Source organism: Streptomyces sp. NPDC033177 (assembly GCF_055577715.1).
In genome coordinates this window covers 94,817-121,152 of sequence record NZ_JBVIPS010000002.1, presented here as the reverse complement: position 1 = coordinate 121,152, position 26,336 = coordinate 94,817, and the positions used below count along the sequence as shown (strand labels likewise).

Below are 26,336 nucleotides of genomic sequence, written 5' to 3'. Positions count from 1 at the left end.
CCCGGCTGCCGGGCCGCCGTCGGTCCCCGGCCCCCGCCTCATCCCCAGCCCCCGGTCGTCGTGCCCGCCGCGGGCGCCGGGCCCGCGCCCGCCCGCAGATGGTCCGCCTGGCGCCACAGGTCCACCAGGGCGGCCCCGGGAGGCACCGCCACAGCCGTCCAGCCCGCCTCGCGCAGCATCCGGACCCGTTCGTCGCCGTGTCCCACGGGAGCGCCGCCGGAGCCCTGCGCCCAGACCGTGGCGTCCAGGACGAAGGCGACCGCGGCGCCGCTGCGCTGGCGCATCTTGGCGGCCACCGTCGCCTGTTCCTCGTCGAGGTCGCCGAAGAAGGCGATCAGAAGGCCTTCGTTGCCCCCGCGCAGCACGTCGTACGCGGGTGAGAGCCCTGTGCCGTCCGAGTGGTCGATCACCGCGAGGGTGTCCATCATCAAGCCTGCCGCGTCGGCCGACTCCTGGCTCGCGCCCGCGAAACCGTCCGAGCCCTCGCCGGGCACGGAATTCCCGGTGTCCGTCAACAGCCGTACGGAGAAGCCCCGTTCGAGCATGTGGACCAGGGTGGACGCCGTGCCCGACACCGCCCACTCGAAGGCCGAGTCGGGCCCCGCGCCCCGGAAGGCCCGCGCCCGGGTGTCGAGCAGCACCGTGCAGCGGGCCCGCTGCGGCTGCTCCTCGCGGCGCACCATGAGCTCGCCATAGCGGGCCGTGGAGCGCCAGTGCACCCGGCGCAGGTCGTCGCCGTGGCGGTAGCCCCGCGGGATCACGTCGTCCTCGCCCGCGAGGGCCAGCGAGCGGTGGCGCCCGTCGCCGTACCCCTTGGCCTCGCCGGTGAGCCGCACCGGAGGCAGCGCCTCCACCCGCGGGATGACCGTCAGGGTGTCGTACGTGGAGAAGGAGCGGGTCAGTTCACACATCCCGAAGGGGTCCGTCAGACGCAGCTGCAGCGGGCCCAGCGGGTAGCGCCCCCGCAGGTCCGAGCGGACGCGGTAGGACACCTCACGGCGGCCCCCCGCCTCCACCCGGTCGAGCACGAACCGGGGCCGCGGCCCCAAGACGTAGGGCACCCGGTCCTGGAGCATGAGCAGCCCCGTGGGCAGCCGCGAGACGTTGTCCATCCGCAGGTGGACCCGCGCCTCCGAACTGGCGGGCACGCGCGCGGGGGAGAGCCTGCGGCTGCCCGCGACGCGGTAGCGGGTGCGATAGAGCACCGTCGCGCACACCAGCGGTAGCACGGCGAGCAGCAGCCCGACCCGGAGCAGATCGCTCTGCCCCAGGACGTACGCGCAGATGGCCGCGGCGACCCCGGCCGCGAGGAACGAACGCCCGCGCGTGGTTAGCCCCGCGAGCGCGGTCCGCAGTCCGCCCTTGCCCTCCTCGTCCTGCGCCGGCTGCGGCCCCCCGGCCGCCATCACAGCCTCCGTGTGCCGGGCGGCTGCTGGTTGAAGTAGCCGCTGTTCGGCTGAACGGCGGCGGGCACGGGCGTGCGCTGGAGGATCTCCAGGACGACGGATTCGGCCGTACGACGGTTCAACTGGGCCTGGGCCGTGGGCAGCAGCCGGTGCGCGAGCACCGCCACGGCGAGGGCCTGGACGTCGTCCGGCAGAGCGAAGTCGCGGCCGCTGAGCGCCGCGGAGGCCTTGGCCGCCCGCAGCAGGTGCAGCGTCGCGCGCGGCGATGCCCCGAGTCTCAGGTCCGGGTGGTTGCGGGTCGCCCCCACCAGGTCCACCGCGTACCGCCGTACGGCCTCGGCGACGTGGACCGTGCGGACCGCGTCGATGAGCTTCACGATGTCGTGCGCGTGCGCCACCGGCTGGAGGTCGTCGAGCGGCGAGACACCGCCGTGCACGTCCAGCATCTGGAGTTCGGCCTCCGCGTTCGGATAGCCGATCGAGACGCGCGCCATGAAGCGGTCGCGCTGCGCCTCGGGGAGGGGATAGGTCCCCTCCATCTCGACGGGGTTCTGCGTCGCCACCACCATGAAGGGGCTCGGCAGTTCGTAGGTCTGCCCGTCGATGGTGACCTGGCGCTCCTCCATGGACTCCAGGAGCGCCGACTGCGTCTTGGGCGACGCACGGTTGATCTCGTCGCCGATCACGATCTGCGCGAAGATCGCACCGGGCTTGAACTCGAAGTCCCGGCGGTGCTGGTCGAAGATGGACACACCAGTGATGTCCGACGGCAGCAGGTCAGGCGTGAACTGGATGCGCCGCACGGAGCAGTCGATGGACCGCGCCAGCGCCTTGGCGAGCATGGTCTTGCCCACGCCCGGCACATCCTCGATCAGCAGATGCCCCTCGGCGAGGAGCACGGTCAGCGAAAGCCGTACGACCTCCGGCTTGCCCTCGATCACACCCTCCACCGAACCGCGGACACGCTCCGCTGTGGCGGTCAGATCTGTGAGGCTCGCTCGATCGTCATAGGTCGTCACCCGGCCCTCCTCGGACACGTTCTCCCGGGCCGACGCATGTGTGTGCGGCCCGGCCCACCCCGAATCACGGACACCACGCACGAATCGTTCAGCGTGGTGCCCACCCCGCATTCTTGTTGGGCATACCGGGTTGTGTCACTCGCCCGCGGATAACTGGCGGCGATATGTCAGCTCTTACGGCCTTTTGCCTGCCGAGGTGCTCCGGAAAGATCCGCTCCGGACCCGGTCACGCAGGGTCGATCTCCCGCAGCAGACCGGTGGTCACATCGAAGACGAATCCCCGCACATCGTCGGTGTGCAGAAGGAACGGCGAGGTCCGCACCCGCTGCATCGACTGGCGTACGTCCTGATCGACGTCCCGGAAGGACTCCACCGCCCAGGCGGGCCGCTGGCCGACCTCGAGCTCAAGCTCGTGCCGGAATTCCTCGGTCAGACTCTCCAGGCCGCAGCTGGTGTGGTGGATCAGCACGACGCTGCGCGTGCCGAGCGCGCGCTGGCTGATCGTCAGGGAACGCATGACGTCGTCGGTGACCACGCCGCCCGCGTTGCGGATGGTGTGGCAGTCACCCAGATCGAGGCCGAGCGCGGCGTGCAGGTCGATACGGGCGTCCATGCAGGAGACGACGGCCACGCCGAGGACGGGGCGCGCGTCCATGCCCGGGTCCGTGAAGGCGGACGCGTACCGCTTGTTCGCCTCGACGAGGCGGTCCGTGACGGTGTCGCCGGCGGCTATGCCGGTCGGCTCTGCGGGGAAGCCCGTGGGCGATGCGGAAGTCGACATGACTAAGACGGTAGTCGGCGCTGATCGCCGGGGCCCGCTGTGGGAAGGGACAAAGAACGTCAATGAGTCTTGTTGTGAGCTAACCCACAGGGGTGCGGCGCCTACGCCCGAACGGGTGACGAGGCGTCTTTCACGCGCCGTCGACGACCCGTCCGCGACGCGCAGGCCAGTTGATTGACCGGGCGACACGGTGGACTAAAGTGACGCGAAGTGGGAGCCGTGACCCTGCTCCCCGCTGGACTGTTCACCCGGAGATTCCCTGAATCCCCCCACGTGCGCCGCGCGTACGTACGGCTCGGCCTCCTCCCGCTCCCGGTCGGCTGACGCCACTTCCCCGGCGCCAGCAGGCCATTCCCCTTCTGGAGCGGGCGGGGACCCGGTCGTGCGCACCGCGCTGCGCGCCGGACCTGAGAGGGCCCTTTGAGCCACACCCGACACGTCCCGGTGATGCTCCAGCGATGCCTGGACCTGTTGGCCCCCGCGCTCGCCGAGCCGGGCGCGGTCGTCGTCGACTGCACCCTCGGACTCGGCGGCCACAGCGAGGCGCTGCTTTCCACCTTCCCGTCGGCCCGCCTCATCGGCCTGGACCGGGACAAGGAAGCGCTGCGGCTCTCCGGAGAGCGGCTCGCCCCCTTCGGCGACCGGGCCGAACTCGTGCACGCGGTCTACGACGAACTGCCCGAGGTGCTCGACCGGCTCGGCATCGCGAAGGTCCAGGGCGTCCTGTTCGACCTCGGCGTCTCCTCGATGCAACTCGACGAGGCCGACCGGGGCTTCGCGTACGCCCAGGACGCGCCCCTGGACATGCGCATGGACCAGACGACCGGCATGAGCGCCGCCGAGGTCCTCAACACGTACGCACCCGGCGAACTGGTGCGGATCCTGCGCCAGTACGGCGAGGAGAAGCAGGCCAAGCGGATCGTGAGCGCGGTCGTCCGCGAGCGCGAGAAGGAGCCGTTCAGCAACAGCGCGCGGCTCGTCGAGCTGATCCGCGACTCCCTGCCGCAGGCCGCCAAGCGCACCGGCGGCAACCCCGCCAAGCGCACCTTCCAGGCCCTGCGCATCGAGGTCAACGGCGAGCTGAGCGTCCTGGAGGCGGCCATCCCGGCGGCCGTGAAGGCGCTCGCAGTCGGCGGCCGCATTGCCGTCCTGTCGTACCACTCGCTGGAGGACCGGCTGGTCAAGCAGGTCTTCGCGGCCGGCGCCGCGACGACCGCGCCGGCAGGGCTGCCCGTCGTCCCCGAGCGCTACCAGCCCCGGCTAAAGCTGCTCACGCGCGGCGCCGAACTCCCCACCGAGGAAGAGGTCGCCGAGAACCGCCGGGCGGCCCCGGCACGGCTGCGGGGTGCGCAGCGCATCCGCGAGGAGGCCCCGTGAAGCGCGCCCGCCGGGAGGACCCGTGAACGGCGCCCCTGAGGAGGCCCCATGAGCAAGAAGCCCGAGCTGCGGGGGAGGGCCGCCCGCCTCGCGCGGCTGCTGCCCTCGGGGCCGAGCCAGGCCGCGCGCACGCCGTTCGTGCTGCTCGTCGTGCTGCTGCTCGGCGGCGGTCTGATCACGCTGCTGATCCTGAACTCCTCGCTCAACGAAGGCTCGTTCCAGCTGAGCGAGCTCAAGAAGGAGACGACGGAGCTCACCGACCAGGAGCAGGAGCTCCAGCGGGACGTGGACGCCTACGCCGCCCCTGAGGCCCTCCAGCGCCGCGCCCGTGACCTCGGCATGGTGCCGGGCGGGGACCCGGCCTTCCTGAACCCGGACGGCTCCGTGCGCGGTGTTCCCGGAGCCGCCGAGCAGTCCTCCGCGCTGAGCCCGGACCCGCGCCCGCAGGAGGTGGCGTCCCCGGCGCCCTCGGTCTCGATCCCGGTGGCACCGTCGCCCTCACCCCTCCAGGCGTCCCCGGCGCCCTCCGCCCCGGCCCCGGGCGCCTCGCCCACGCCCCACCCCTCCGCGACGCCCGGCCCCACGACCTCCGGCAGGTGACGTAAGTGACGGACCGCCAACCCCCGCGACGCAGGGTCCCGGGACCCGCGCGGCCCTCGCGCCCCGCCCGCCCCGGTGAACAGCGCCGCCAGGGATCGGGGCCCCGCCCCGCCGCCCGCCGCCCGCGCCCCGCCACCCCCAGGCAGCAGCCCCGCACCATCCGCCTCGGCAGCCCGCGGCCCCGCCTTCGCATGGTGAGCCTCGGACTGACCCTGGTGATGCTGGCCTTCGTCGTACGCCTCCTGCAGGTGCAGGCGGTCGACGCGAGCGTCTACACCGCCAAGGCCGAGAAGAACCGCTACTTCAGCCATGTCCTGACCGCCGAGCGCGGCGGCATCACCGACCGCCGCGGCGTCGAACTGGCCGCCAGCGTGGACGCGTACGACATCACGGCCGACCCCACGATGTTCACCGCCAAGGAGATGGGCATCAAGGACGCGCCCGAGCAGGCCGCAGCGCTCCTCGCCCCGATCCTCGACAAGGACGCCGACCGGCTCACCGAACAGCTGAAGACCCCCAAGACGCGCTACGTCCTGCTCGCCCGCAGGCAGACCCCGCAGGTCTGGAAGCAGATCAAGGACCTGCGCAGCGCGCTCGCCGACAAGGCAGGCACCGACAAGAAGAGCGCCAACATCCTGGCGGGCGTCTTCCAGGACCCCAGCAGCAAGCGCGTGTACCCGAACGACGACCTGGGCGCCGGGATACTGGGCTGGGTCAACGCCGAGGGCAAGGGCGCGGGCGGCCTGGAGCAGCAGCTCAACAAGGAGCTCGCGGGCAAGGACGGCAAGATCAGGTACGCCCAGTCCGGCGGCCACCAGGTGCCCACCGCGGGCAGCACCGAGACGCCCGCCGTGCCCGGCTCGGACGTCGAGCTCACCATCGACCGCGACATCCAGTGGGCCGCGCAGAGCGCCATCACCCGGCAGGTGGAGAAGTCCGCGGCCGACCGCGGCTACGTGATAGTGCAGGACAACAAGACCGGCGAGATCCTCGCGATGGCCAACTCCCCGGGCTTCGACCCCAACGACCTCTCGCAGGCCGACGGGGCGGCCATGGGCAACGCGTCGCTCCAGGACGCCTTCGAGCCGGGTTCCACCGCCAAGGTCATGTCGATGGCCGCCGTCCTGGAGGAGAACGCGGCCACGCCCGCCACCCGTGTGACGGTCCCCAACCGGCTGCACCGCGGCGACCGGCTCTTCCAGGACGACATCGACCACCCGACCTGGCACCTCACGCTCAACGGCGTGCTCGCCAAGTCCAGCAACATCGGCACGATCCTGGCCACCGGCGAGCTGGGCAAGACCCAGAAGGAAGCCAACCGGTCGCTCTACTCGTACCTGCGCAAGTTCGGCATCGGCAGGGAGACCGGGCTCGGCTTCCCCGGCGAGACGTCCGGCATCTTCGCGCCCGCCGACAAGTGGTCCACCTCGCAGCAGTACACGATCCCGTTTGGCCAGGGCTTCTCCATCAACGCGATGCAGGCGACCTCCGTCTACTCGACCATCGCCAACGACGGCGTACGCGTCGAACCCACGCTGGTGCGCGGCACGAAGGGGCCCGACGGCCGCTTCACGCCCGCGCCCAAGCCCAAGAAGACCCGGGTGGTGAGCGAGAAGACCGCCAAGACGGTGTCGCGGATGCTCGAATCCGTCGTCGACGACGAAGAGGGCACGGGCACCAAGGCCCGCATCCCCGGCTACCGGGTCGCGGGCAAGACGGGTACGGCCAACCGGGTCGACCCGGAGACCGGCAAGTACAAGGGCTACACCTCGTCGTTCGCCGGGTTCGCGCCCGCCGACAAGCCGCGCGTCACCGTCTACTGCGCGATCCAGAACGCCACCAAGGGCAGCTACTTCGGCGGCCAGATCTGCGGTCCCATCTACAAGGAAGTCATGCAGTTCGCCCTCAAGACGCTCCAGGTCCCGCCCACCGGCAAGGGCGCGGCCCGGCTCCCCGTCACTTTCGAACCCTGAGCCCCCTACCAGGACATTCCCGTGACAACGATCACTCCGGGGCCGGGGAACCAGCCCTCGCCACACCGCCCGCTTGGCTCTGAGCCCGGTGCGCCCGGTACGCTCACCGCCGTGCCACACGCTGATCAGTCCCAAACCACCCAGAAGGGCGTTCCCGTGACATATCCGGGACCGCCGCGGCCGGTCCAGGTCTCCGCGACGCCGCTCGCCAGGATCGCCGATCAGCTGGGCGTCGCCGCCCCGGGCACCGGGGAGGTCAGCGGCATCACGCACGACTCCCGCGCGGTCCGCCCCGGCGACATCTACGCCGCGCTGCCCGGCGCCCGGCTGCACGGCGCGGACTTCGTCGCCCAGGCGGCCGACCTCGGCGCCGCCGCGATCCTCACCGACCCGACGGGCGCCGAACGCGGCGCCGTCACGGGCCTGCCGGTCCTGGTCGTCGACGATCCGCGCGGCTCCATGGGGGAGCTGGCGGCCACGGTCTACGGCCATCCGGGCCGCGATCTGCTGCAGATCGGCATCACCGGCACGTCCGGCAAGACCACCACGGCGTACCTCGTCGAGGGCGGTCTCAAGGGCGTGAAGTCGACCGGCCTCATCGGCACGGTCGAGATGCGCATCGGCGACGAGCGGATCAAGTCCGAACGCACGACCCCTGAGGCGACCGACCTCCAGGCGCTGTTCGCGGTGATGCGCGAGCGCGGCGTCGAGGCCGTCGCCATGGAGGTCTCATCGCACGCCCTCGTGCTCGGCCGGGTGGACGGCTGCGTCTTCGACGTCGCCGTCTTCAACAACCTGAGCCCGGAACACATGGAATTCCACTCCGACATGGAGGACTACTTCCAGGCCAAGGCGCAGCTGTTCAGCAAACAGCGCTCCAAGGTCGGAGTGGTCAACTTCGACGACGAGTACGGGCGCCGGCTCATCGACGAGTCCGAGGTGCCCGTCACCACGTTCTCCGCCGAGGGCCACCCCGACGCCGACTGGCGCGCGGAGGACGTGGACGTCCGGCTCTTCGACTCCACGTTCGTCGCGGTCGGCCCGAAGGGGGAGCGGATCACCGCGAAGTCCCCGCTGGCCGGTCCGTTCAACGTCGCCAACACGCTCGCCGCGATCGTCTCGCTGGCCGTCGCCGGGATCGACCCGCAGCAGGCCGCCGACGGCGTCGCGGCGGTGCCGGGCGTTCCCGGCCGCCTGGAGCGCATCGACGAGGGCCAGCCCTACCTCGCGGTCGTCGACTACGCCCACAAGACGGACGCCGTCGAATCGGTCCTGCGCGCCCTGCGCAAGGTCACCGAGAACAAGCTGCACATCGTCCTCGGCTGCGGCGGCGACCGGGACAAGACCAAGCGGATGCCGATGGGCGCCGCGGCGGCCCGGCTCGCCGACACCGCCGTACTCACCGCGGACAACCCCCGTGGCGAGGACCCCCTCGCGATCCTCGCCACGATGCTCGCCGGCGCCGCCGACGTACCGTCCCACGAGCGCGGTGACGTCGCCGTCTTCGAGGACCGTGCCGCTGCCATCCGCGCGGCCGTCGCACGGGCCGAGCCGGGCGACACGGTGCTCGTCGCGGGCAAGGGCCACGAGCAGGGACAGGACATCGCCGGGGTGGTGCGTCCCTTCGACGACCGCCAGGTACTTCGCGAAGCTATCCAGCAAACCCAGGGATGAATCTGTGATCGCCCTCTCCCTCGCCGAGATCGCACATGTCGTCGGCGGGCAGACGTACGACATACCGGATCCGTCCGTCCAGGTCACCGGACCGGTCGTCAGGGACTCCCGTGAAGTGGAGCCCGGCAGCCTCTTCGTCGCCTTCGCCGGCGAACGCGTCGACGGCCACGACTACGCGTCCGCGGTGATCGAGGCGGGCGCCGCCGCCGTCCTGGCCGCGCGCCCCGTCGGCGTACCCGCCATCGTCGTCGACGACGTGCAGGTGGCGATCGGCGCCCTCGCGCGGCACGTCGTGGAGCGGCTGGGCGCCACGCTCGTGGCGCTCACCGGCTCCGTCGGCAAGACGAGTTCCAAGGACCTGCTCGCCCAGGTGCTGCGGAGCAAGGCGCCCACGGTCTTCACGCCGGGCTCGCTCAACAACGAGATCGGCCTGCCGCTCACCGCCCTCAGCGCCACCGACGAGACGCGGTTCCTCGTCCTGGAGATGGGCGCCCGCGGCATCGGCCACATCCGCTACCTCACCGGCCTCACCCCGCCGAAGATCGGCCTCGTGCTCAACGTCGGCACCGCCCACATCGGCGAGTTCGGCGGACGCGAGCAGATCGCAGTGGCGAAGGGTGAACTCGTCGAGAGCCTGCCCGCCGACGGCACCGCCGTCCTCAACGCCGACGACCCCCTCGTCCGCGCCATGGCTTCACGCACGAAGGCGCGCGTCCTGCTCTTCGGAGAGTCCGCCGACGCCGACGTACGTGCCGAGAATGTCCGGCTCACAGACGTCGGACAGCCTGCCTTTACGCTGCACACACCCTCCGGGTGCAGCGACGTGACCTTGCGGCTGTACGGTGAGCACCACGTGTCGAACGCGCTTGCCGCGGCCGCCGTCGCCCATGAGCTGGGCATGTCCGCAGACGAGATCGCCCGCGCGCTCTCCGAGGCGGGCACGCTGTCCCGCTGGCGGATGGAGGTCACCGAGCGCCCGGACGGTGTGACGGTCGTCAACGACGCCTACAACGCGAACCCCGAGTCCATGCGAGCCGCCCTGCGCGCGCTCGCGTCCATGGCCAAGGGACGTCGTACGTGGGCGGTGCTCGGTCATATGGCCGAGCTCGGTGACGAGGGGCTCGCCGAACACGACGCGGTCGGACGGCTCGCTGTCCGACTGAACGTGAGCAAGCTCGTGGCAGTCGGGGGCAGGGAAGCGTCCTGGCTCCAACTGGGCGCATACAACGAGGGTTCGTGGGGTGAGGAGTCGGTGCACGTGTCCGACGCACAGGCGGCGATCGACCTGCTGCGCAGCGAGCTGCGCCCGGGAGACGTCGTGCTGGTGAAGGCTTCCAGATCGGTCGGTCTCGAGCGGGTCGCCACGGCGCTGCTCGATGACTCCGCGTCTCCCGAGGGGCAGGTCGCCGGCCGATGAGGCAGATCCTCTTCGCGGGTGTGATCGGGCTCTTCCTGACCCTGGTCGGAACCCCGCTCCTTATCAAGTTCCTTGCCCGTAAGGGCTATGGGCAGTTCATCCGGGACGACGGCCCGCGCGAGCACCACAGCAAGCGCGGTACGCCGACCATGGGTGGCATCGCCTTCATCCTCGCCACGCTCATCGCGTACTTCCTCACGAAGATCATCACGGGGACGGAGACCACGCTCTCCGGTCTCCTCGTGCTCTTCCTGATGGCGGGCATGGGCCTCGTCGGCTTCCTCGACGACTACATCAAGATCGTGAAGCAGCGCTCGCTCGGTCTGCGCGCCAAGGCGAAGATGGCCGGACAGCTGATCGTCGGCATCGGCTTCGCCGTGCTCGCGCTGAACTGGCCGGACAACCGCAACCAGACCCCGGCATCCACCAAGCTGTCGTTCGTCACGGACTTCGGCTGGTCGATCGGCCCGGTGCTCTTCGTGGTCTGGGCGCTGTTCATGATCCTCGCGATGTCGAACGGCGTGAACCTCACCGACGGCCTCGACGGCCTCGCCACCGGCGCCTCGGTGATGGTCTTCGGCGCGTACACCTTCATCGGTGTCTGGCAGTACCAGGAGTCCTGCGCCAACGCGGTCACGCTGACCAACCCACAGGCGTGTTTCGAGGTCAGGGACCCACTCGACCTCGCGGTGGTGGCCTCCGCGCTGATGGGTGCCTGCTTCGGCTTCCTGTGGTGGAACACCTCGCCCGCCAAGATCTTCATGGGTGACACCGGCTCGCTCGCCCTCGGTGGCGCGCTCGCAGGACTCGCGATCTGCTCGCGCACCGAGATGCTCCTCGCCCTGCTCGGCGGCCTCTTCGTCCTCATCACGATGTCGGTCGTCATCCAGGTCGGCTCCTTCCGCATGACCGGCAAGCGCGTCTTCCGCATGGCGCCACTGCAGCACCACTTCGAACTCAAGGGGTGGTCCGAGGTCCTTGTGGTGGTCCGCTTCTGGATCATCCAGGGCATGTGCGTGATCGTCGGACTCGGCCTCTTCTACGCAGGATGGGCAGCCAAGAAGTGACCAGCTGGCAGGGGAAGAACGTCACCGTCGCCGGGCTCGGCGTCTCGGGGATCCCGGCGGCCCGCGTGCTGCACGGCCTGGGCGCCGTCGTCACGGTCGTCAACGACGGCGACGACGAGCGCTCCCGTACGCAGGCCGAGGAGCTGAGGTCGGAGGGCATCAGCGTCCGCCTCGGCGACGGGGCCACCCTGCCCGAAGGCACCGATCTCATCGTCACCACACCCGGCTGGCAGCCGGACAAGCCGCTCTTCGCGGCAGCCGCCGCTGCCGGCGTCGAGGTGTGGGGCGACGTCGAGCTCGCCTGGCGCCTGCGCGGCCCCGACGCCGCGCCCTGGCTCGCGGTCACCGGCACGAACGGCAAGACCACGACCGTGCGCATGCTCGCCTCGATCCTGGAGGCGGCCGGTCTGCGCACCGCCGCCGTCGGCAACATCGGGGTCTCGCTGCTCGACGTCGTCACCGGCGACGAGCCATACGACGTACTCGCCGTGGAGCTGTCCTCGTACCAGCTGCACTGGGCGCCCTCGCTGCGCGCCCACTCCGCGACCGTCCTGAACCTCGCGCCCGACCACCTGGACTGGCACGGCTCCATGGAGGCGTACGCCGCCGACAAGGGCCGTGTGTACGAGGGCAATCAGGTCGCCTGCGTCTACAACCTCGCCGACAAGGCGACGGAGGACCTCGTCCGCGAGGCCGACGTCGAAGAAGGCTGCCGCGCCATCGGTTTCACGCTGAACGCGCCCGCGCCCTCGCAACTGGGCGTCGTGGACGGCATTCTGGTCGACCGTGCGTTCGTGCCGGACCGTCAGAAGCAGGCGCAGGAGCTCGCCGAGATCTCCGACGTGCAGCCGCCCGCGCCGCACAACATCGCCAACGCGCTGGCCGCGGCCGCTCTCGCGCGCGCCTACGGGGTGCCCGCGACGGCCGTACGCGACGGGCTGCGCGCCTTCCGTCCGGACGCCCACCGCATCGAACACGTCGCCGACGTGGCCGAGGTGGCGTACGTCGACGACTCCAAGGCCACCAACACCCACGCCGCGGAAGCCTCGTTGGCGGCGTACGAATCGATCGTCTGGATCGCGGGCGGGCTCGCCAAGGGCGCCACCTTCGACGAGCTGGTCACCAAGTCGGCCAAGCGGCTGCGGGGTGTTGTCCTGATCGGCGCCGACCGCGCGCTGATCCGCGAAGCCCTCGCGCGACACGCCCCCGAGGTCCCGGTCGTCGACCTCGACCGGACCGACACTGGGGCGATGTCCGAGGCGGTACGGCAGGCGGCACGGCTCGCCGAGCCGGGGGACACCGTACTGATGGCTCCGGCCTGTGCGTCGATGGACATGTTCACCAACTACAACAAGCGTGGTGACGCGTTCGCGGACGCGGTCCGCGAACTCGGCGCGAGCGCCTGACGCGGGCCCAGTGGTCCGGGGCGCCCGGCACCCTTAGGAGGGCACGTGGCAGCGTCTTGGCGGCTGGGCGGGGGTCCTGATGGCCGGCAGTAGCGGGCGCGCGCCCACGCGCCTTGCCAAGCGGCCCGCGCCGGTCCGCTCCCCGCGGGCCCCGCGCCCGCCGAGCGAGAACGCGGTGCGGCGATTCGTCACCCGGGTCAAGCGCGCCTGGGACCGGCCGCTGACGGCCTACTACCTCATCTTCGGCAGCAGCCTGCTGATCACCGTGCTCGGCCTGGTGATGGTCTACTCGGCGTCGATGATCCAGGCGCTGCAGCTCGACCTGCCCGCCGCGTACTTCTTCCGCAAGCAGTTCGTCGCCGCCGTACTCGGCTCGGTCCTGCTGCTCGTGGCCATGCGCATGCCCATCAAGCTGCACCGGGCGCTCGCCTATCCCATCCTCGCCGTGACCGTCTTCCTGATGGTGCTCGTGCAGGTCCCCGGGATAGGGCGCAGCGTCAACGGAAACCAGAACTGGATCTATCTGGGCGGCCCCTTCCAGCTCCAGCCCAGTGAGTTCGCCAAGCTCGCCCTCGTCCTGTGGGGCGCCGACCTGCTCGCCCGCAAGCACGACAAGCGCCTCCTCACCCAGTGGAAGCACATGCTGGTGCCGCTCGTCCCGGTCGCCTTCATGCTGCTCGGTCTGATCATGCTGGGCGGCGACATGGGCACGGCGATCATCCTCACGGCGATCCTTTTCGGCCTGCTCTGGCTCGCGGGGGCGCCCACGCGGCTCTTCGCGGGAGTGCTCTCGATCGCGGCCCTGCTCGGCGTGATTCTCATCAAGACCAGCCCCAACCGCATGGCGAGGCTCGCCTGCATCGGCGCCACCGATCCGGGCCCCGGCGACCAGTGCTGGCAGGCCGTGCACGGGATCTACGCCCTGGCCTCCGGCGGATTCTTCGGTTCCGGCCTCGGCGCGAGTGTGGAAAAATGGGGTCAACTGCCGGAACCGCACACCGACTTCATCTTCGCCATCACCGGGGAGGAACTCGGCCTTGCGGGGACGCTGTCGGTGCTCGCCCTGTTCGCGGCTCTAGGCTATGCGGGTATCCGCGTGGCCGGACGCACGGAGGACCCCTTCGTACGGTATGCCGCGGGAGGCGTGACCACCTGGATCACGGCGCAGGCCGTGATCAACGTCGGTGCGGTGCTCGGTCTGCTGCCGATCGCCGGTGTCCCGCTCCCGCTGTTCTCCTACGGGGGTTCGGCCCTGCTGCCGACCATGTTCGCCATCGGACTCCTCATCGCCTTCGCGCGGGAGGATCCGGCGGCAAAGGCGGCCCTGGCCATGCGGCAACCTCGGGTGAGATGGAACACGATGAGACGGCGCGTCAAGGCGCGTTCGTCCGGAGAGCGGTGAATTTCGGTGCATGTCGTACTCGCCGGTGGGGGGACCGCCGGCCACATCGAGCCCGCGCTCGCCCTCGCGGACGCCCTGCGGAGGCAGGACCCGACCGTGGGCATCACGGCCCTGGGCACGGAGCGTGGACTCGAGACCCGACTCGTACCCGAGCGGGGCTACGAACTCGCGCTGATCCCGGCCGTTCCGCTGCCGCGCAAGCCCACCCCTGAGCTGATCACCGTCCCGGGACGGCTGCGCGGCACGATCAAGGCGGCCGAGCAGATCCTGGAGCGTACGAAGGCGGACTGCGTGGTCGGCTTCGGCGGCTACGTCGCGCTGCCGGGGTACCTCGCGGCCAAGCGGACCGGCACGCCGATCGTCGTGCACGAGGCCAACGCGCGCCCCGGGCTCGCCAACAAGATCGGTTCGCGGTACGCCCACGGGGTGGCCGTCGCCACGCCCGACAGCAAGCTGCGCAACTCCCGCTACATCGGCATCCCGCTGCGCCACACCATCGCCACGCTCGACAGGGCCCGGGTCCGCCCGGAGGCGCGCGCCGCCTTCGGCCTCGACCCGAACCTCCCGACGCTCCTGGTCTCCGGTGGCTCGCAGGGCGCACGGCGGCTCAACGAGGTCGTCCAGCAGGTCGCTCCGGTCCTCCAGCGCGCCGGGATCCAGATCCTGCACGCGGTCGGCCCGAAGAACGAAATGCCGTACGTCGAGAACATGCCCGGTATGCCGCCCTACATCCCGGTACCGTACGTGGACCGGATGGACCTCGCGTACGCCGCGGCGGACATGATGCTCTGCCGTGCGGGCGCGATGACCGTCGCTGAACTCTCCGCCGTCGGGCTTCCGGCCGCGTACGTTCCGCTGCCCATCGGCAACGGCGAACAGCGGCTGAACGCCCAGCCGGTGGTCAAGGCCGGCGGTGGACTCCTCGTGGACGACGCCGAACTGACGCCCGAGTGGGTGCAGGGCAACGTGCTCCCGGTGCTCGCCGACCCGCACCGGTTGTACGAGATGTCCCGTGCGGCCTCGGAGTTCGGCCGCAGGGACGCCGACGACCTCCTCGTCGGCATGGTGTACGAGGCGATCGCCTCACGCCGCAACGGGTGAGACGGCACTAGAAGCACGAGAAGGCAGGGGACCGTGGCCGGACCGACCACCGCCGAACGGCAGAAGCCCGCTTCTGGTGGGTCCCGCCCGCCCCGCCCTCGGCGTCCCCGGGGGCCCCGCGTACGCATGCCGCGGCCGCGCACCCTGATCCTCTCGCTGATCGCACTCGTGCTGGTCGGCGCGGGAGGAACCTGGCTGTTCTACGGCTCGCAGTGGCTGCGCGTGGAGCGCGTGACGACGTCGGGGACCCGGATCCTGACGCCCGAAGACGTGCGTGAGGCGGCCGCGGCACCGGTCGGGGAACCCCTGATCTCGGTCGACACCGATGCCCTTGAGGACCGGCTGCGCAAGAGACTTCCGCGGATCGACTCGGTCGAGGTCGACCGGTCATGGCCGCACTCGATCGGTCTGAAAGTGACCGAACGCAAGCCGGTCCTGCTGATGGAAAAGGGCGGAAAGTTCGTCGAAGTCGACGCCAAGGGAGTGCGATTCGCCACGAGCGGTCAAGCGCCCAAGGGCGTCCCGCTGCTGGAATTGAGGCCGGATCAGGAGAAGGCGGAGGCGAGTCTGCGCCGTTTCGACTCGCACCGGCTGCGGCGCGAGGCGGTACAGGTCGCGGGCGCGTTGCCCGCGGCGGTGGCCCGCGACACTCGGGCCGTCAAGGTCCGTTCGTACGACTCCATCTCGCTGGAGTTGAGCGGCGGACGCACCGTGGAGTGGGGCAGCAGCGAGAAGGGCCGAACGAAGGCAAGCACACTCATCGCCCTGATGAAAGCCGCCCCCAAGGCACGGCACTTCGATGTGAGTGTCCCCACCGCCCCCGCGTCGTCGGCGAGTTGACGCATATCGTCGCAGGCCAGCACCCTGGTTCGGCAGCGCTACGGCTGATCACATAGGGTGAAAAGAAAAACGGGAGGTTCGGCGTGTTCGTTGAACGTGCGCCACTTGTCGACTTAGTGTCCTGTTCGGAGAGTCCAAGGAACAGACACACTGGTAACCCTAAACTTCAACGTTAGGGTTCGGGTCGGCGTTCGGACCGTCCCATTCGGCATCAGTCGTCGCGGCGCTTGACCGCGAGGCGGCGACACGTAACTCGAGGCGAGAGGCCTTCGACGTGGCAGCACCGCAGAACTACCTCGCAGTCATCAAAGTCATCGGTGTCGGCGGCGGTGGTGTCAATGCCATCAACCGGATGATCGAGGTCGGTCTCAAGGGCGTCGAGTTCATCGCCATCAACACCGACGCGCAAGCCCTGTTGATGAGCGACGCCGACGTCAAGCTCGACGTCGGCCGTGAACTCACCCGTGGCCTCGGCGCCGGAGCCAACCCGGCAGTCGGCCGCAAGGCGGCAGAAGACCACCGCGAGGAGATCGAGGAGGTCCTCAAGGGGGCCGACATGGTCTTCGTCACCGCCGGCGAAGGCGGTGGCACCGGCACCGGCGGCGCACCTGTCGTCGCCAACATCGCTCGCTCCCTGGGCGCCCTGACCATCGGCGTCGTCACCCGGCCGTTCACCTTCGAGGGCCGTCGTCGCGCCAACCAGGCCGAGGACGGGATCGCGGAGCTGCGCGAAGAGGTCGACACCCTCATCGTCATCCCCAACGACCGGCTCCTGTCCATCTCGGACCGCCAGGTCAGCGTTCTGGACGCCTTCAAGTCGGCGGACCAGGTCCTGCTCTCCGGTGTCCAGGGCATCACCGACCTCATCACGACCCCGGGTCTGATCAACCTCGACTTCGCCGACGTCAAGTCGGTCATGTCCGAGGCCGGTTCGGCACTCATGGGCATCGGCTCGGCCCGCGGCGACGACCGCGCGGTGGCCGCCGCCGAGATGGCGATCTCCTCGCCACTCCTGGAGGCGTCCATCGACGGAGCGCGGGGAGTCCTGCTCTCCATCTCCGGCGGCTCCGACCTCGGCCTCTTCGAGATCAACGAAGCGGCCCAACTGGTCAGCGAGGCGGCCCACCCCGAGGCCAACATCATCTTCGGCGCCGTCATCGACGACGCCCTGGGCGACGAGGTCCGGGTCACCGTCATCGCGGCGGGCTTCGACGGCGGGCAGCCGCCGTCCAAGCGCGACACCGTCCTCAGTTCGGCGTCGTCGGGCAAGCAGCGTGACGAGCAGCCGGCGGCCCCGAGCCGTCCGGCCGAGTCCCGTTCGCCTTACGGCGGCCTCGGCAGCGTCACGTCGCACGAGGAGCCCTCGGCCCCGGAGCCCGTCGAGACGACCCCGGTCAACGAGACCCCGTCCGCGCCCGTGGCCCCGCCGCAGGTGCCGCCGGCCCGTCCCTACTCGGACAGCCAGGCCGAAGAGCTGGACGTGCCGGACTTCCTGAAGTGATAGGCGGGCACAGCACCGTGAGCGGCGCGCACTTCGCCTTCACCGACAGGTGGGGCGGGGTGAGCGCCGTTCCGTACGAAGAGCTCAATCTCGGCGGCGCGGTCGGCGACGACCCCGAGGCCGTGCGCACGAACCGTGCGCTGGCCGCCACGTCGCTGGGCATCGAGCCGGGGCGCGTGGTCTGGATGAACCAGGTCCACGGCCCCGACGTCGTCGTGGTCGACGGGCCCTGGGGCTCCGACGCCGAGATCCCGGCGGTCGACGCCGTGGTGACCGCCCGCCGCGGCCTCGCCCTGGCGGTCCTCACCGCGGACTGCACGCCTGTCCTGCTCGCCGACCCGGTGGCCAAGGTGGCCGCCGCGGCGCACGCGGGCAGGCCCGGCATGATCGCCGGGGTCGTGCCCGCGGCCGTCGAGGCGATGACGAAGCTCGGCGCGGACCCGGCCCGCATGGTCGCCCGCACCGGCCCTGCCGTCTGCGGCCGCTGCTACGAGGTGCCGGAGGCGATGCGCGCCGACGTCGCCGCGATCGAGCCCGTGGCGTACGCCGAGACGAGCTGGGGCACTCCGGCGGTCGACGTGACCGCGGGGGTGCACGCACAGCTGGAGCGGCTCGGGGTGCGCGACCGGGAGCAGTCGCCGGTGTGCACCCTGGAATCCGGTGACCACTTCTCGTACCGCCGCGACCGGACCACCGGTCGTCTCGCGGGCTATGTCTGGCTGGACTGATAGGGCATGACGGACCGTAAGTCTCAACTCGCCGCGAATCTGGCGCAGGTCGAAGAGCGCATCGCCGCGGCGTGCGCGGCGGCGGGGCGCAAGCGGGAGGAGGTGACCCTGATCGTGGTCACCAAGACCTATCCCGCGAGCGATGTGCGCATCCTCTCCGAACTCGGCGTGCGTCATGTCGCCGAGAACCGCGACCAGGACGCGGCCCCCAAGGCAGCCGACTGCTCGGATCTGCCCCTCGACTGGCACTTTGTCGGTCAATTGCAGACCAACAAGGTCCGTTCTGTGGTCAGTTATGCCGATGTGGTCCAGTCTGTGGACCGCCCCAAGCTCGTCACCGCCTTGTCGGCCGGTGCCGTGCGCGCGGAGCGGGAACTCGGCTGCCTGATCCAGGTCGCCCTCGACGCCGAGGAGAACGGCCGGGGCGAGCGCGGGGGCGTGGGCCCCGGCGGAATCGAAGAGTTGGCCGGACGTGTGGCCGAAGCTCCGGGGCTGCGGCTCGACGGTCTGATGACCGTGGCGCCGCTCACCGGTCCGTACGCGGGACGGCAACAGGCGGCGTTCGAGCGGCTGATGGAATTCTCAACCCTCATGCGCGCGACTCATCCGGCTGCGAACATGGTGTCGGCAGGGATGAGTGCGGACCTCGAACAGGCCGTGGCGGCCGGAGCGACACATGTGCGCGTCGGTACGGCGGTACTCGGAGTCCGACCCGGGCTCGGGTAACGTCGCCAAGAAGTCGGACCACAGCAGAAAATATGGTCATTCTCGCTGTTGGGCGGGGAGGCCTCGTGGATCGCGGGCAGTTGGTGACGACAGCCGATCCACCACAGAGCGGAGGACTCAGAGCATGGCCGGCGCGATGCGCAAGATGGCGGTCTACCTCGGCCTCGTGGAGGACGATGGGTACGACGGTCCGGGGTTCGACCCCGATGACGAGTTCGAACCCGAGCCGGAGCCCGAGCGGGACCGCAGGCGGCACGAGCCGCCGCACCAGTCCCATCAGTCTCGCCAGGCACACGTGCCCGAAAGGGACGAACCGGTACGAGTGGTGCAGCCCCCCGCACAGCGTGAGCCCGTCGCCCATTCCGCTTCGCTAGCCGCGGAATCCGGACGTCCGGCACGTATCGCCCCCGTGGCATCCATCACACCTGAACGTCAGAGCCTGGAGAAGAACGCACCGGTGATCATGCCCAAGGTCGTGTCCGAGCGGGAGCCGTACCGCATCACCACGCTGCACCCGCGGACGTACAACGAGGCCCGTACCATCGGGGAACACTTCCGCGAGGGCACTCCGGTGATCATGAATCTGACCGAGATGGACGACACGGATGCGAAGCGACTTGTCGACTTTGCCGCCGGTCTGGTGTTCGGTCTCCATGGCAGCATTGAGCGAGTGACGCAGAAGGTGTTCCTGTTGTCGCCTGCTAACGTCGATGTAACGGCGGAGGACAAGGCTCGCATCGCAGAGGGCGGGTTCTTCAACCAGAGCTGAGACGTAAGTGAAGCAGTAACGCAGAACCGGCAAACGCAGCACGGGTAACAGGGGAGAGGGAACCGCGAACATGAGCGTGGTCTGGCAGGTGCTTTACATCGCGCTGATGTGCTTCCTCATCGTGCTGATCTTCCGGTTGGTCATGGACTACGTCTTCCAGTTCGCCCGCTCATGGCAACCCGGCAAGGCGATGGTGGTCATTTTGGAGGCCACCTACACTGTCACTGATCCACCGCTCAAGCTTCTGCGGCGGTTCATTCCGCCGCTGCGTCTCGGGGGCGTGGCGCTCGACCTGTCCTTCTTCGTACTGATGATCATCGTCTACATCCTGATCACCGTCGTCAGGTCGGTGTCTGTGTGAACGATACGGTCTTGCCGAATGCCGACGACTACGTTGAGGTGAAGAGATGCCGTTGACCCCCGAGGACGTGCGGAACAAGCAGTTCACGACCGTCCGCCTCCGAGAAGGCTATGACGAGGACGAGGTCGATGCCTTCCTCGATGAGGTCGAAGCCGAACTGACTCGCTTGCTCCGCGAGAACGAGGACTTGCGCGCCAAACTGGCCGCTGCCACCCGCGCCGCTGCGCAGAACCAGCAGCAGGGCGGCATGCGCAAGCCTCCGGAACCGCAGGACCAGCGCGGTCCGGGCGCCCCGGTGCCCGCCGCAATATCAGGTCCGCAGCCGGTGCCGCCGCAGCAGCAGCACCCGCAGCACCAGCAGATGGGCGGTCCGCCGCAGCTGCCCGGTGGTGCGCCGCAGCTGCCCGCAGGCCCCAGTGGGCACGGCCCGCAGGGCGGTCCGCAGGGACCGGGCCCGATGGGTCAGGGTCCGATGGGCGGCCCCATGGGTGGTCCCATGGGCGGCCACGGTCCGCAGATGCCCCAGCCCGGCCAGGGCCCCGGCGGCGACAGTGCCGCGCGCGTGCTCTCCCTCGCCCAGCAGACCGCTGACCAGGCGATCGCGGAGGCCCGTTCCGAGGCCAACAAGATCGTCGGCGAGGCTCGTTCGCGCGCCGAGGGCCTTGAGCGGGACGCCCGAGCCAAGGCTGACGCCCTGGAGCGGGACGCGCAGGAGAAGCACCGCGTCGCGATGGGCTCCCTGGAGTCCGCCCGCGCCACGCTGGAGCGCAAGGTCGAGGACCTGCGCGGCTTCGAGCGCGAGTACCGCACGCGTCTGAAGTCCTACCTGGAGTCGCAGCTCCGTCAGCTGGAGACCCAGGCCGACGACTCGCTGGCCCCGCCGCGGACCCCGGCGACGGCTTCCCTTCCGCCGTCCCCGGCGCCTTCCATGGCACCGGCCGGCGCGGGCGCCCCGTCGTACGGCGGTCAGCAGTCCATGGGCGGCAACCAGCAGAACGCCGGTCCGTCCTACGGCGGCCAGCAGCAGATGTCGCCGGCGATGACCCAGCCGATGGCGCCGGTGCGGCCGCAGGCCCCGCAGCCCATGCAGCAGGCTCCGTCGCCGATGCGTGGCTTCCTCATCGACGAGGACGACAACTGACGGCCGTTTCCACGCCTTAGGCGTCGGCAGCGTTCAGGGCGAGGCCCCCAGTTCTTCTGGGGGCCTCGCCCTTTTGTGTGGCAGTGTGCGTACACAACGCAACGCACAAGGCCCGGTCCCGCCAGGATCTCTGGCGGTACCGGGCCTTCGCGGCTTCCCGGGCCGGCTACGCCTTGCGGAGGCGGAACGTGAGCGCCAGTGACTCGTCCGTGAACGTCTCGCCGTACGCGTCGTCCGCCTCGCCCTGCTCGAAGTCCGTGGCGAGGACCTCGTCCGCGATGAGCTCGGCATGGTCGGACAGAGCCGTGAGCACGACCGGGTCCGTGGAGGTCCAGCGCAGGGCGATCCGGTCCGCGACGTCCAGGCCGCTGTTCTTGCGAGCCTCTTGGATCAGGCGGATCGCGTCACGCGCCAGGCCGGCCCGGCGCAGCTCCTCCGTGATCTCCAGGTCCAGGGCGACCGTGGCACCGGAGTCCGACGCCACCGACCAGCCCTCGCGCGGGGTCTCCGTGATGATGACCTCGTCCGGGGCCAGCGTCACCGTCTCGCCGTCCACCTCGACCGACGCCGTGCCCTCGCGCAGGGCCAGGGACAGCGCAGCCGCGTCGGCGTCGGCGACGGCCTTGGCGACCGCCTGGACGCCCTTGCCGAAGCGCTTGCCGAGCGCGCGGAAGTTGGCCTTCGCGGTCGTGTCGACCAGTGAGCCGCCGACCTCGGAGAGCGACGCGAGGGAGGAGACATTGAGCTCCTCGGTGATCTGGGCGTGCAGCTCCGGGTTGAGCGACTCGAAGCCCGTGGCGGCGACCAGGGCGCGGGACAGCGGCTGACGGGTCTTGACGCCCGACTCCGCGCGCGTGGCGCGGCCCAGCTCCACCAGGCGGCGCACGAGGACCATCTGCTTCGACAGCTCCGGGTCGATCGCCGACAGGTCGGCCTCGGGCCAGGACGTCAGGTGGACCGACTCCGGGGCGTCCGCGGTGACCGGCACCACCAGGTCCTGCCAGACGCGCTCGGTGATGAACGGCGTCAGCGGGGCCATCAGGCGCGTGACCGTCTCCAGGACCTCGTGCAGGGTGCGCAGGGCCGCCTTGTCGCCCTGCCAGAAGCGGCGGCGGGAACGGCGTACGTACCAGTTCGAGAGGTTGTCGACGAACGTGGACAGGAGCTTGCCCGCGCGCTGGGTGTCGTAGCCCTCGAGGGCCTGCGTGACCTGGTCGGTCAGCGCGTGCAGCTCGCTGAGCAGCCAGCGGTCCAGGAGCGGGCGCTCCGCGGGCGCCGGGTCGGCGTCGCTGGGGGCCCACTTCGACGTACGGGCGTACAGGGCCTGGAAGGCGACCGTGTTCCAGTACGTGAGGAGCGTCTTGCGGACGACCTCCTGGATGGTGCCGTGGCCCACGCGGCGTGCCGCCCACGGGGAGCCGCCGGCCGCCATGAACCAGCGCACCGCGTCGGCGCCGTGCTGGTCCATGAGCGGGATCGGCTGGAGGATGTTGCCCAGGTGCTTGGACATCTTGCGGCCGTCCTCGGCGAGGATGTGGCCGAGGCAGACCACGTTCTCGTACGAGGACTTGTCGAAGACGAGCGTGCCCACCGCCATCAGCGTGTAGAACCAGCCGCGCGTCTGGTCGATGGCCTCCGAGATGAACTGCGCCGGGTACCGGCTCTCGAAGAGCTCCTTGTTCTTGTACGGGTATCCCCACTGCGCGAAGGGCATCGAACCGGAGTCGTACCAGGCGTCGATGACCTCGGGGACGCGCGTCGCCGGCTCCTGGCAGGTCGGGCAGGGGAAGGTGACCGCGTCGATGTACGGGCGGTGCGGGTCGAGCTCCGACTGGTCGGTGCCCGTCAGGTCGGAGAGCTCGGCGCGCGAGCCCACGCACGTCAAGTGGCCTTCCTCGCAGCGCCAGATGGGCAGCGGGGTGCCCCAGTAGCGGTTGCGGGACAGCGCCCAGTCGACGTTGTTGTTCAGCCAGTCACCGAAGCGGCCGTGCTTGACCGAGTCGGGGAACCAGTTGGTCTTCTCGTTCTCCTGGAGGAGACGGTCCTTGATGGCCGTGGTGCGGATGTACCAGGACGGCTGCGCGTAGTAGAGAAGCGCGGTGTGGCAGCGCCAGCAGTGCGGATAGCTGTGCTCGTACGGGATGTGCCGGAAGAGCAGACCGCGGTCCTGGAGGTCCTCGGTGAGCTTTTCGTCGGCCTTCTTGAAGAAGACGCCGCCCACGAGCGGGACGTCCTCCTCGAAGGTGCCGTCGGGGCGCACCGGGTTCACGACCGGGAGGCCGTACGCGCGGCAGACCTTGAGGTCGTCCTCGCCGAAGGCGGGGGACTGGTGGACCAGACCGGTGCCGTCCTCGGTGGTCACGTAGTCGGCGTTGACCACGTAATGCGCGGGCGCGGGGAACTCGACGAGCTCGAAGGGGCGTTGATAGGTCCAGCGCTCCATCTCGGCGCCGGTGAAGGTCTGGCCGGTGACCTCCCAGCCCTCGCCGAGGGCCTTCTCGACGAGCGGCTCGGCGACGACGAGCTTCTCCTCACCGTTCGTCGCGACGACGTACGTGACGTCCGGGTGCGCGGCGACCGCGGTGTTGGAGACGAGGGTCCACGGAGTGGTCGTCCACACCAGGAGGGCCGCCTCGCCCGCCAGCGGGCCGCCGGTGAGCGGGAAGCGGACGAAGACGGAGGGGTCGACGACCGTCTCGTACCCCTGCGCGAGCTCGTGGTCGGAGAGGCCGGTGCCGCAGCGCGGGCACCAGGGCGCGACGCGGTGGTCCTGGACCAGGAGGTCCTTGTTGAAGATCTCCTTCAGGGACCACCAGACCGAGTCGACGTACTCGGGGTTCATCGTGCGGTACGCGTCGTCGAGGTCGACCCAGTAGCCCATGCGGGTCGTGAGGTCGGCGAAGGCGTCGGTGTGCCGGGTCACGGACTCGCGGCACTTGGCGTTGAACTCGGCGATGCCGTACGCCTCGATGTCCTTCTTGCCGTTGAACCCGAGCTCCTTCTCGACCGCGAGCTCGACCGGGAGGCCGTGGCAGTCCCAGCCGGCCTTGCGGGCGACGTGGTAGCCCCGCATGGTGCGGAAGCGCGGGAAGACGTCCTTGAAGACGCGGGCCTCGATGTGGTGGGCGCCCGGCATGCCGTTGGCGGTGGGCGGACCTTCGTAGAACACCCACTCGGGGCGGCCCTCGGACTGCTCCAGGCTCTTGGCGAAGATCTTCTGCTCGCGCCAGAAGTCGAGCACGGCGTGCTCAAGGGCGGGCAGGTCGACCTGGGCGGGCACCTGACGGTACTGCGGCTGCGTATGCAACGGCTGCGTGTTCAACGCGCTTCCTCCGGCGGACGATTCCGTTCCGTCGGAGGGACGAGAGCCCTTGTCGTGCTCCCGCGGTACCACCCTCCTTGGCCTTCCCTGCGCGTGTGGCGCACGGAAAAGCCCCCTCATTGGGGTCGCGATGCCGGGTCTACTGGCCTCTGCCAAGGGCTTCGGCTTTCTTCCGGCGGCTCCGGGGTGATCTTCACGTCGCGCCTGCCCCCGGGCTCACACCGTCCCCGGGTCGCTCCTGGCCGCTTACGCCGCTACTCGTCCCCATCCACGCTTCTCGCTCCGCCCAGTGTACGGGCCAAGGGTGGACGCGGCCGACCGGTTTTCGCGGGGCGGCGGGGGCCTCAGGCGTGCTGGGGGACTTCGTCCCTGAGGGATTCGCGGACCATCTTGCGCAGCTCCGCGCTGTCGGTGTGGCCGTGGACCGACACGGCGTGCTCACTGGCCGCACGGACCACTTCCTCCTCCTCGCCTGAGATGGCGAGGGTGCAGTTGGTCTCGCTCGGGAACTCTCTGCAGTCGGCTGTCTTACGCATGGCGCACCTTCTTCGTTCGTGCACCAGTTTATTCCTGTTTGCGGCCTCGGAACGGGTGCGGGCCCGGTGCCCTCGGGGCAGCCGGGACTGACCCGAATGCCGACATGCGGGAAGTCCGGATCCTGGCCCGTCCCACCGGGCGGATTACCGGGCTGGGAGCTGGGCACAACGCATGCATGCTCGCCGCGCGACACCCGTGGGGCGGGCGCATCAGGCGGCGTGCCCCGTTGCCGCGGGCTCTGAGTCGATTTATCGTCCCAGCACGAATCGCGAGCAAGATCACAATATGTGAAGGGGCCGCGGCCATGGTGGCGAAAAAGACCGCCGTACAGCATCCGGCGTCGGGCAGATCGACGGGCGCGGCCACGAAGAAGACCGCCGCCAAGAAGACCGCCGCCGAGAAAACGGCAACCAAGAAGACCGCCGCCAAGGAAGCCGTGGCGAAGAAGGCGGCCGTCAAGAAGGCCGTCGCCAAGAAGGCGGTCGCCAAGGTCGCCGGCATCGGCAAGAAGACGGCCGCCGATGAGGGCGCGGCCAAGGAGCCCGCTTCGCAGAAGGCCGCCGCGGCGAAGAAGGCCCCCGCGGCCAAGAAGGCAGCTGCCAAGAAGACAGCTGCCAAGAAGAGCTCGGCCAAGAAGACGGCCGCGACAGCGGCCGAGGGCGCGGCTCAGGCCGCGGAGACGACGGGAGCCACGACAGTGGTCACGAAGAAGACTCCGGGCACGGCGACGGCAGCCAAGAAGCCGACGGCGGTGCCCAAGGCGCGCGTCGCCGCCGCGGAGCCCGGTGAGCTCGCGGTCCGCCCCGGCGAGGACCCCTGGACGCCGGAGGAGGTCGAGGAGGCCCGCGCGGAGCTGCAGAGCGAGGCACTGCGGCTCGGCAGCGAGATCACCTCCTCCGAGGACGCCCTGGCGGGTCTGATGCGCGACTCCGGGGACGGCGCGGGCGACGACGACGCGGACACCGGCACGAAGAACATCACCCGGGAACACGAGATGTCGCTGGCCGCCAACGCGCGCGAGATGCTCGAACAGACGGAGCGCGCCCTGGAGCGTCTTGACGCGGGGACGTACGGCATCTGCGAGAACTGCGGTAGTCCCATCGGCAAGGCGCGGATGCAGGCCTTCCCCCGCGCGACCCTGTGCATGGACTGCAAGCAGAAGCAGGAACGGCGCTACTGAACACGGCC

General features: G+C 70.1%; 22 protein-coding genes. 17 read left to right on the top strand and 5 right to left on the bottom strand.

Annotated features, from left to right (window positions below; genetic code table 11):
- Positions 1-38: 38 nt before the first annotated feature.
- The 3 genes from ACZ5U5_RS06575 to ACZ5U5_RS06565 form a co-directional block, all read right to left on the bottom strand.
- Positions 39-1,406, bottom strand: a complete 1,368-nt coding sequence (locus ACZ5U5_RS06575; protein WP_469017248.1) for a DUF58 domain-containing protein — start codon at positions 1,404-1,406, stop codon at positions 39-41.
- On the bottom strand, positions 1,406-2,425 hold the full coding sequence (locus ACZ5U5_RS06570) for an AAA family ATPase (protein WP_469017246.1): 1,020 nt from the start codon (positions 2,423-2,425) through the stop codon (positions 1,406-1,408). The genes ACZ5U5_RS06575 and ACZ5U5_RS06570 overlap by 1 nt, the downstream gene beginning before the upstream one ends.
- Positions 2,426-2,651: 226 nt before the next feature.
- Positions 2,652-3,269 (bottom strand): beta-class carbonic anhydrase, encoded by a 618-nt coding sequence (locus ACZ5U5_RS06565; RefSeq protein ID WP_469017243.1) that lies wholly within the window; start codon positions 3,267-3,269, stop codon positions 2,652-2,654.
- A 357-nt stretch (positions 3,270-3,626) separates the two neighbouring features.
- Here ACZ5U5_RS06565 and rsmH point away from each other — a divergent pair, with 357 nt between their 5' ends.
- The 16 genes from rsmH (at position 3,627) to ACZ5U5_RS06485 (ending at position 21,289) form a co-directional block, all read left to right on the top strand.
- Complete coding sequence (gene rsmH / locus ACZ5U5_RS06560) at positions 3,627-4,583, top strand: 16S rRNA (cytosine(1402)-N(4))-methyltransferase RsmH (RefSeq protein WP_469017241.1); 957 nt, start codon at positions 3,627-3,629, stop codon at positions 4,581-4,583.
- Positions 4,584-4,631: 48 nt separating this feature from the next.
- Complete coding sequence (gene ftsL / locus ACZ5U5_RS06555; RefSeq protein ID WP_469017239.1) at positions 4,632-5,183, top strand: cell division protein FtsL; 552 nt, start codon at positions 4,632-4,634, stop codon at positions 5,181-5,183.
- A gap of 5 nt (positions 5,184-5,188) precedes the next feature.
- Positions 5,189-7,156: a peptidoglycan D,D-transpeptidase FtsI family protein gene (locus ACZ5U5_RS06550; RefSeq protein ID WP_469017237.1), complete on the top strand. Its 1,968-nt coding sequence runs from the start codon at positions 5,189-5,191 to the stop codon at positions 7,154-7,156.
- A gap of 21 nt (positions 7,157-7,177) precedes the next feature.
- On the top strand, positions 7,178-8,830 hold the full coding sequence (locus tag ACZ5U5_RS06545; RefSeq protein WP_469017235.1) for a UDP-N-acetylmuramoyl-L-alanyl-D-glutamate--2,6-diaminopimelate ligase: 1,653 nt from the start codon (positions 7,178-7,180) through the stop codon (positions 8,828-8,830).
- A gap of 4 nt (positions 8,831-8,834) precedes the next feature.
- Positions 8,835-10,247, top strand: a complete 1,413-nt coding sequence (locus tag ACZ5U5_RS06540; RefSeq protein WP_469017232.1) for a UDP-N-acetylmuramoyl-tripeptide--D-alanyl-D-alanine ligase — start codon at positions 8,835-8,837, stop codon at positions 10,245-10,247.
- Positions 10,244-11,314 (top strand): phospho-N-acetylmuramoyl-pentapeptide-transferase, encoded by a 1,071-nt coding sequence (mraY, locus tag ACZ5U5_RS06535; RefSeq protein ID WP_160504534.1) that lies wholly within the window; start codon positions 10,244-10,246, stop codon positions 11,312-11,314. The genes ACZ5U5_RS06540 and mraY overlap by 4 nt, the downstream gene beginning before the upstream one ends.
- The gene (gene murD / locus ACZ5U5_RS06530; protein WP_469017229.1) at positions 11,296-12,720 is read left to right on the top strand and encodes a UDP-N-acetylmuramoyl-L-alanine--D-glutamate ligase; all 1,425 of its coding nucleotides are present in this window, start codon (positions 11,296-11,298) and stop codon (positions 12,718-12,720) included. The genes mraY and murD overlap by 19 nt, the downstream gene beginning before the upstream one ends.
- A 79-nt stretch (positions 12,721-12,799) precedes the next feature.
- Positions 12,800-14,122, top strand: a complete 1,323-nt coding sequence (gene ftsW / locus ACZ5U5_RS06525; RefSeq protein ID WP_469017226.1) for a putative lipid II flippase FtsW — start codon at positions 12,800-12,802, stop codon at positions 14,120-14,122.
- Between the two features lie 6 nt (positions 14,123-14,128).
- Positions 14,129-15,223 carry an undecaprenyldiphospho-muramoylpentapeptide beta-N-acetylglucosaminyltransferase gene (murG, locus tag ACZ5U5_RS06520; RefSeq protein WP_160504531.1) on the top strand — a complete coding sequence of 365 codons (1,095 nt, stop codon included), beginning with the start codon at positions 14,129-14,131 and terminating at the stop codon, positions 15,221-15,223.
- A 33-nt stretch (positions 15,224-15,256) separates the two neighbouring features.
- Positions 15,257-16,063, top strand: a complete 807-nt coding sequence (locus ACZ5U5_RS06515) for a cell division protein FtsQ/DivIB (RefSeq protein WP_469017224.1) — start codon at positions 15,257-15,259, stop codon at positions 16,061-16,063.
- 274 nt (positions 16,064-16,337) lie between these two features.
- Positions 16,338-17,564: a cell division protein FtsZ gene (gene ftsZ, locus ACZ5U5_RS06510; RefSeq protein ID WP_469017222.1), complete on the top strand. Its 1,227-nt coding sequence runs from the start codon at positions 16,338-16,340 to the stop codon at positions 17,562-17,564.
- Positions 17,561-18,292 (top strand): peptidoglycan editing factor PgeF, encoded by a 732-nt coding sequence (pgeF, locus tag ACZ5U5_RS06505; protein ID WP_469017219.1) that lies wholly within the window; start codon positions 17,561-17,563, stop codon positions 18,290-18,292. Before ftsZ ends, pgeF begins: the two co-directional genes overlap by 4 nt.
- 6 nt (positions 18,293-18,298) lie before the next feature.
- Entirely contained in the window at positions 18,299-19,018 is a 720-nt protein-coding gene (locus ACZ5U5_RS06500) for a YggS family pyridoxal phosphate-dependent enzyme (RefSeq protein WP_469017217.1), read from the top strand.
- Between the two features lie 124 nt (positions 19,019-19,142).
- Complete coding sequence (locus ACZ5U5_RS06495) at positions 19,143-19,787, top strand: cell division protein SepF (RefSeq protein ID WP_469017214.1); 645 nt, start codon at positions 19,143-19,145, stop codon at positions 19,785-19,787.
- A gap of 70 nt (positions 19,788-19,857) precedes the next feature.
- Entirely contained in the window at positions 19,858-20,148 is a 291-nt protein-coding gene (locus ACZ5U5_RS06490) for a YggT family protein (RefSeq protein WP_160504525.1), read from the top strand.
- A 46-nt stretch (positions 20,149-20,194) separates the two neighbouring features.
- The gene (locus ACZ5U5_RS06485; protein ID WP_451215946.1) at positions 20,195-21,289 is read left to right on the top strand and encodes a DivIVA domain-containing protein; all 1,095 of its coding nucleotides are present in this window, start codon (positions 20,195-20,197) and stop codon (positions 21,287-21,289) included.
- 166 nt (positions 21,290-21,455) lie between these two features.
- On the opposite strand, the gene ileS is transcribed toward ACZ5U5_RS06485, so the two are convergent.
- Together ileS and ACZ5U5_RS06475 are read right to left on the bottom strand one after the other, a co-directional pair.
- The gene (gene ileS, locus ACZ5U5_RS06480) at positions 21,456-24,596 is read right to left on the bottom strand and encodes an isoleucine--tRNA ligase (protein ID WP_469019301.1); all 3,141 of its coding nucleotides are present in this window, start codon (positions 24,594-24,596) and stop codon (positions 21,456-21,458) included.
- Positions 24,597-24,955: 359 nt separating this feature from the next.
- Positions 24,956-25,147 carry a DUF1059 domain-containing protein gene (locus ACZ5U5_RS06475; protein ID WP_363208222.1) on the bottom strand — a complete coding sequence of 64 codons (192 nt, stop codon included), beginning with the start codon at positions 25,145-25,147 and terminating at the stop codon, positions 24,956-24,958.
- Between the two features lie 305 nt (positions 25,148-25,452).
- On the opposite strand from ACZ5U5_RS06475, the gene ACZ5U5_RS06470 reads away from it, so the two are divergent.
- Positions 25,453-26,328 carry a TraR/DksA family transcriptional regulator gene (locus ACZ5U5_RS06470; protein WP_469017210.1) on the top strand — a complete coding sequence of 292 codons (876 nt, stop codon included), beginning with the start codon at positions 25,453-25,455 and terminating at the stop codon, positions 26,326-26,328.
- Positions 26,329-26,336: the final 8 nt, after the last annotated feature.

Bases quoted from the DNA above. Each gene is read 5' to 3' on its own strand.
- ACZ5U5_RS06485 (WP_451215946.1), top strand. From the start codon at position 20,195: ATGCCGTTGACCCCCGAGGACGTGCGGAACAAGCAGTTCACGACCGTC.
- ACZ5U5_RS06495 (WP_469017214.1), top strand. From the start codon at position 19,143: ATGGCCGGCGCGATGCGCAAGATGGCGGTCTACCTCGGCCTCGTGGAG.
- ACZ5U5_RS06500 (WP_469017217.1), top strand. From the start codon at position 18,299: ATGACGGACCGTAAGTCTCAACTCGCCGCGAATCTGGCGCAGGTCGAA.
- ftsW (WP_469017226.1), top strand. From the start codon at position 12,800: ATGGCCGGCAGTAGCGGGCGCGCGCCCACGCGCCTTGCCAAGCGGCCC.
- mraY (WP_160504534.1), top strand. From the start codon at position 10,244: ATGAGGCAGATCCTCTTCGCGGGTGTGATCGGGCTCTTCCTGACCCTG.
- ACZ5U5_RS06475 (WP_363208222.1), bottom strand. From the start codon at position 25,147: ATGCGTAAGACAGCCGACTGCAGAGAGTTCCCGAGCGAGACCAACTGC.
- ACZ5U5_RS06470 (WP_469017210.1), top strand. From the start codon at position 25,453: ATGGTGGCGAAAAAGACCGCCGTACAGCATCCGGCGTCGGGCAGATCG.
- ACZ5U5_RS06490 (WP_160504525.1), top strand. From the start codon at position 19,858: ATGAGCGTGGTCTGGCAGGTGCTTTACATCGCGCTGATGTGCTTCCTC.
- ftsL (WP_469017239.1), top strand. From the start codon at position 4,632: ATGAGCAAGAAGCCCGAGCTGCGGGGGAGGGCCGCCCGCCTCGCGCGG.
- murD (WP_469017229.1), top strand. From the start codon at position 11,296: ATGGGCAGCCAAGAAGTGACCAGCTGGCAGGGGAAGAACGTCACCGTC.
- ACZ5U5_RS06575 (WP_469017248.1), bottom strand. From the start codon at position 1,406: ATGGCGGCCGGGGGGCCGCAGCCGGCGCAGGACGAGGAGGGCAAGGGC.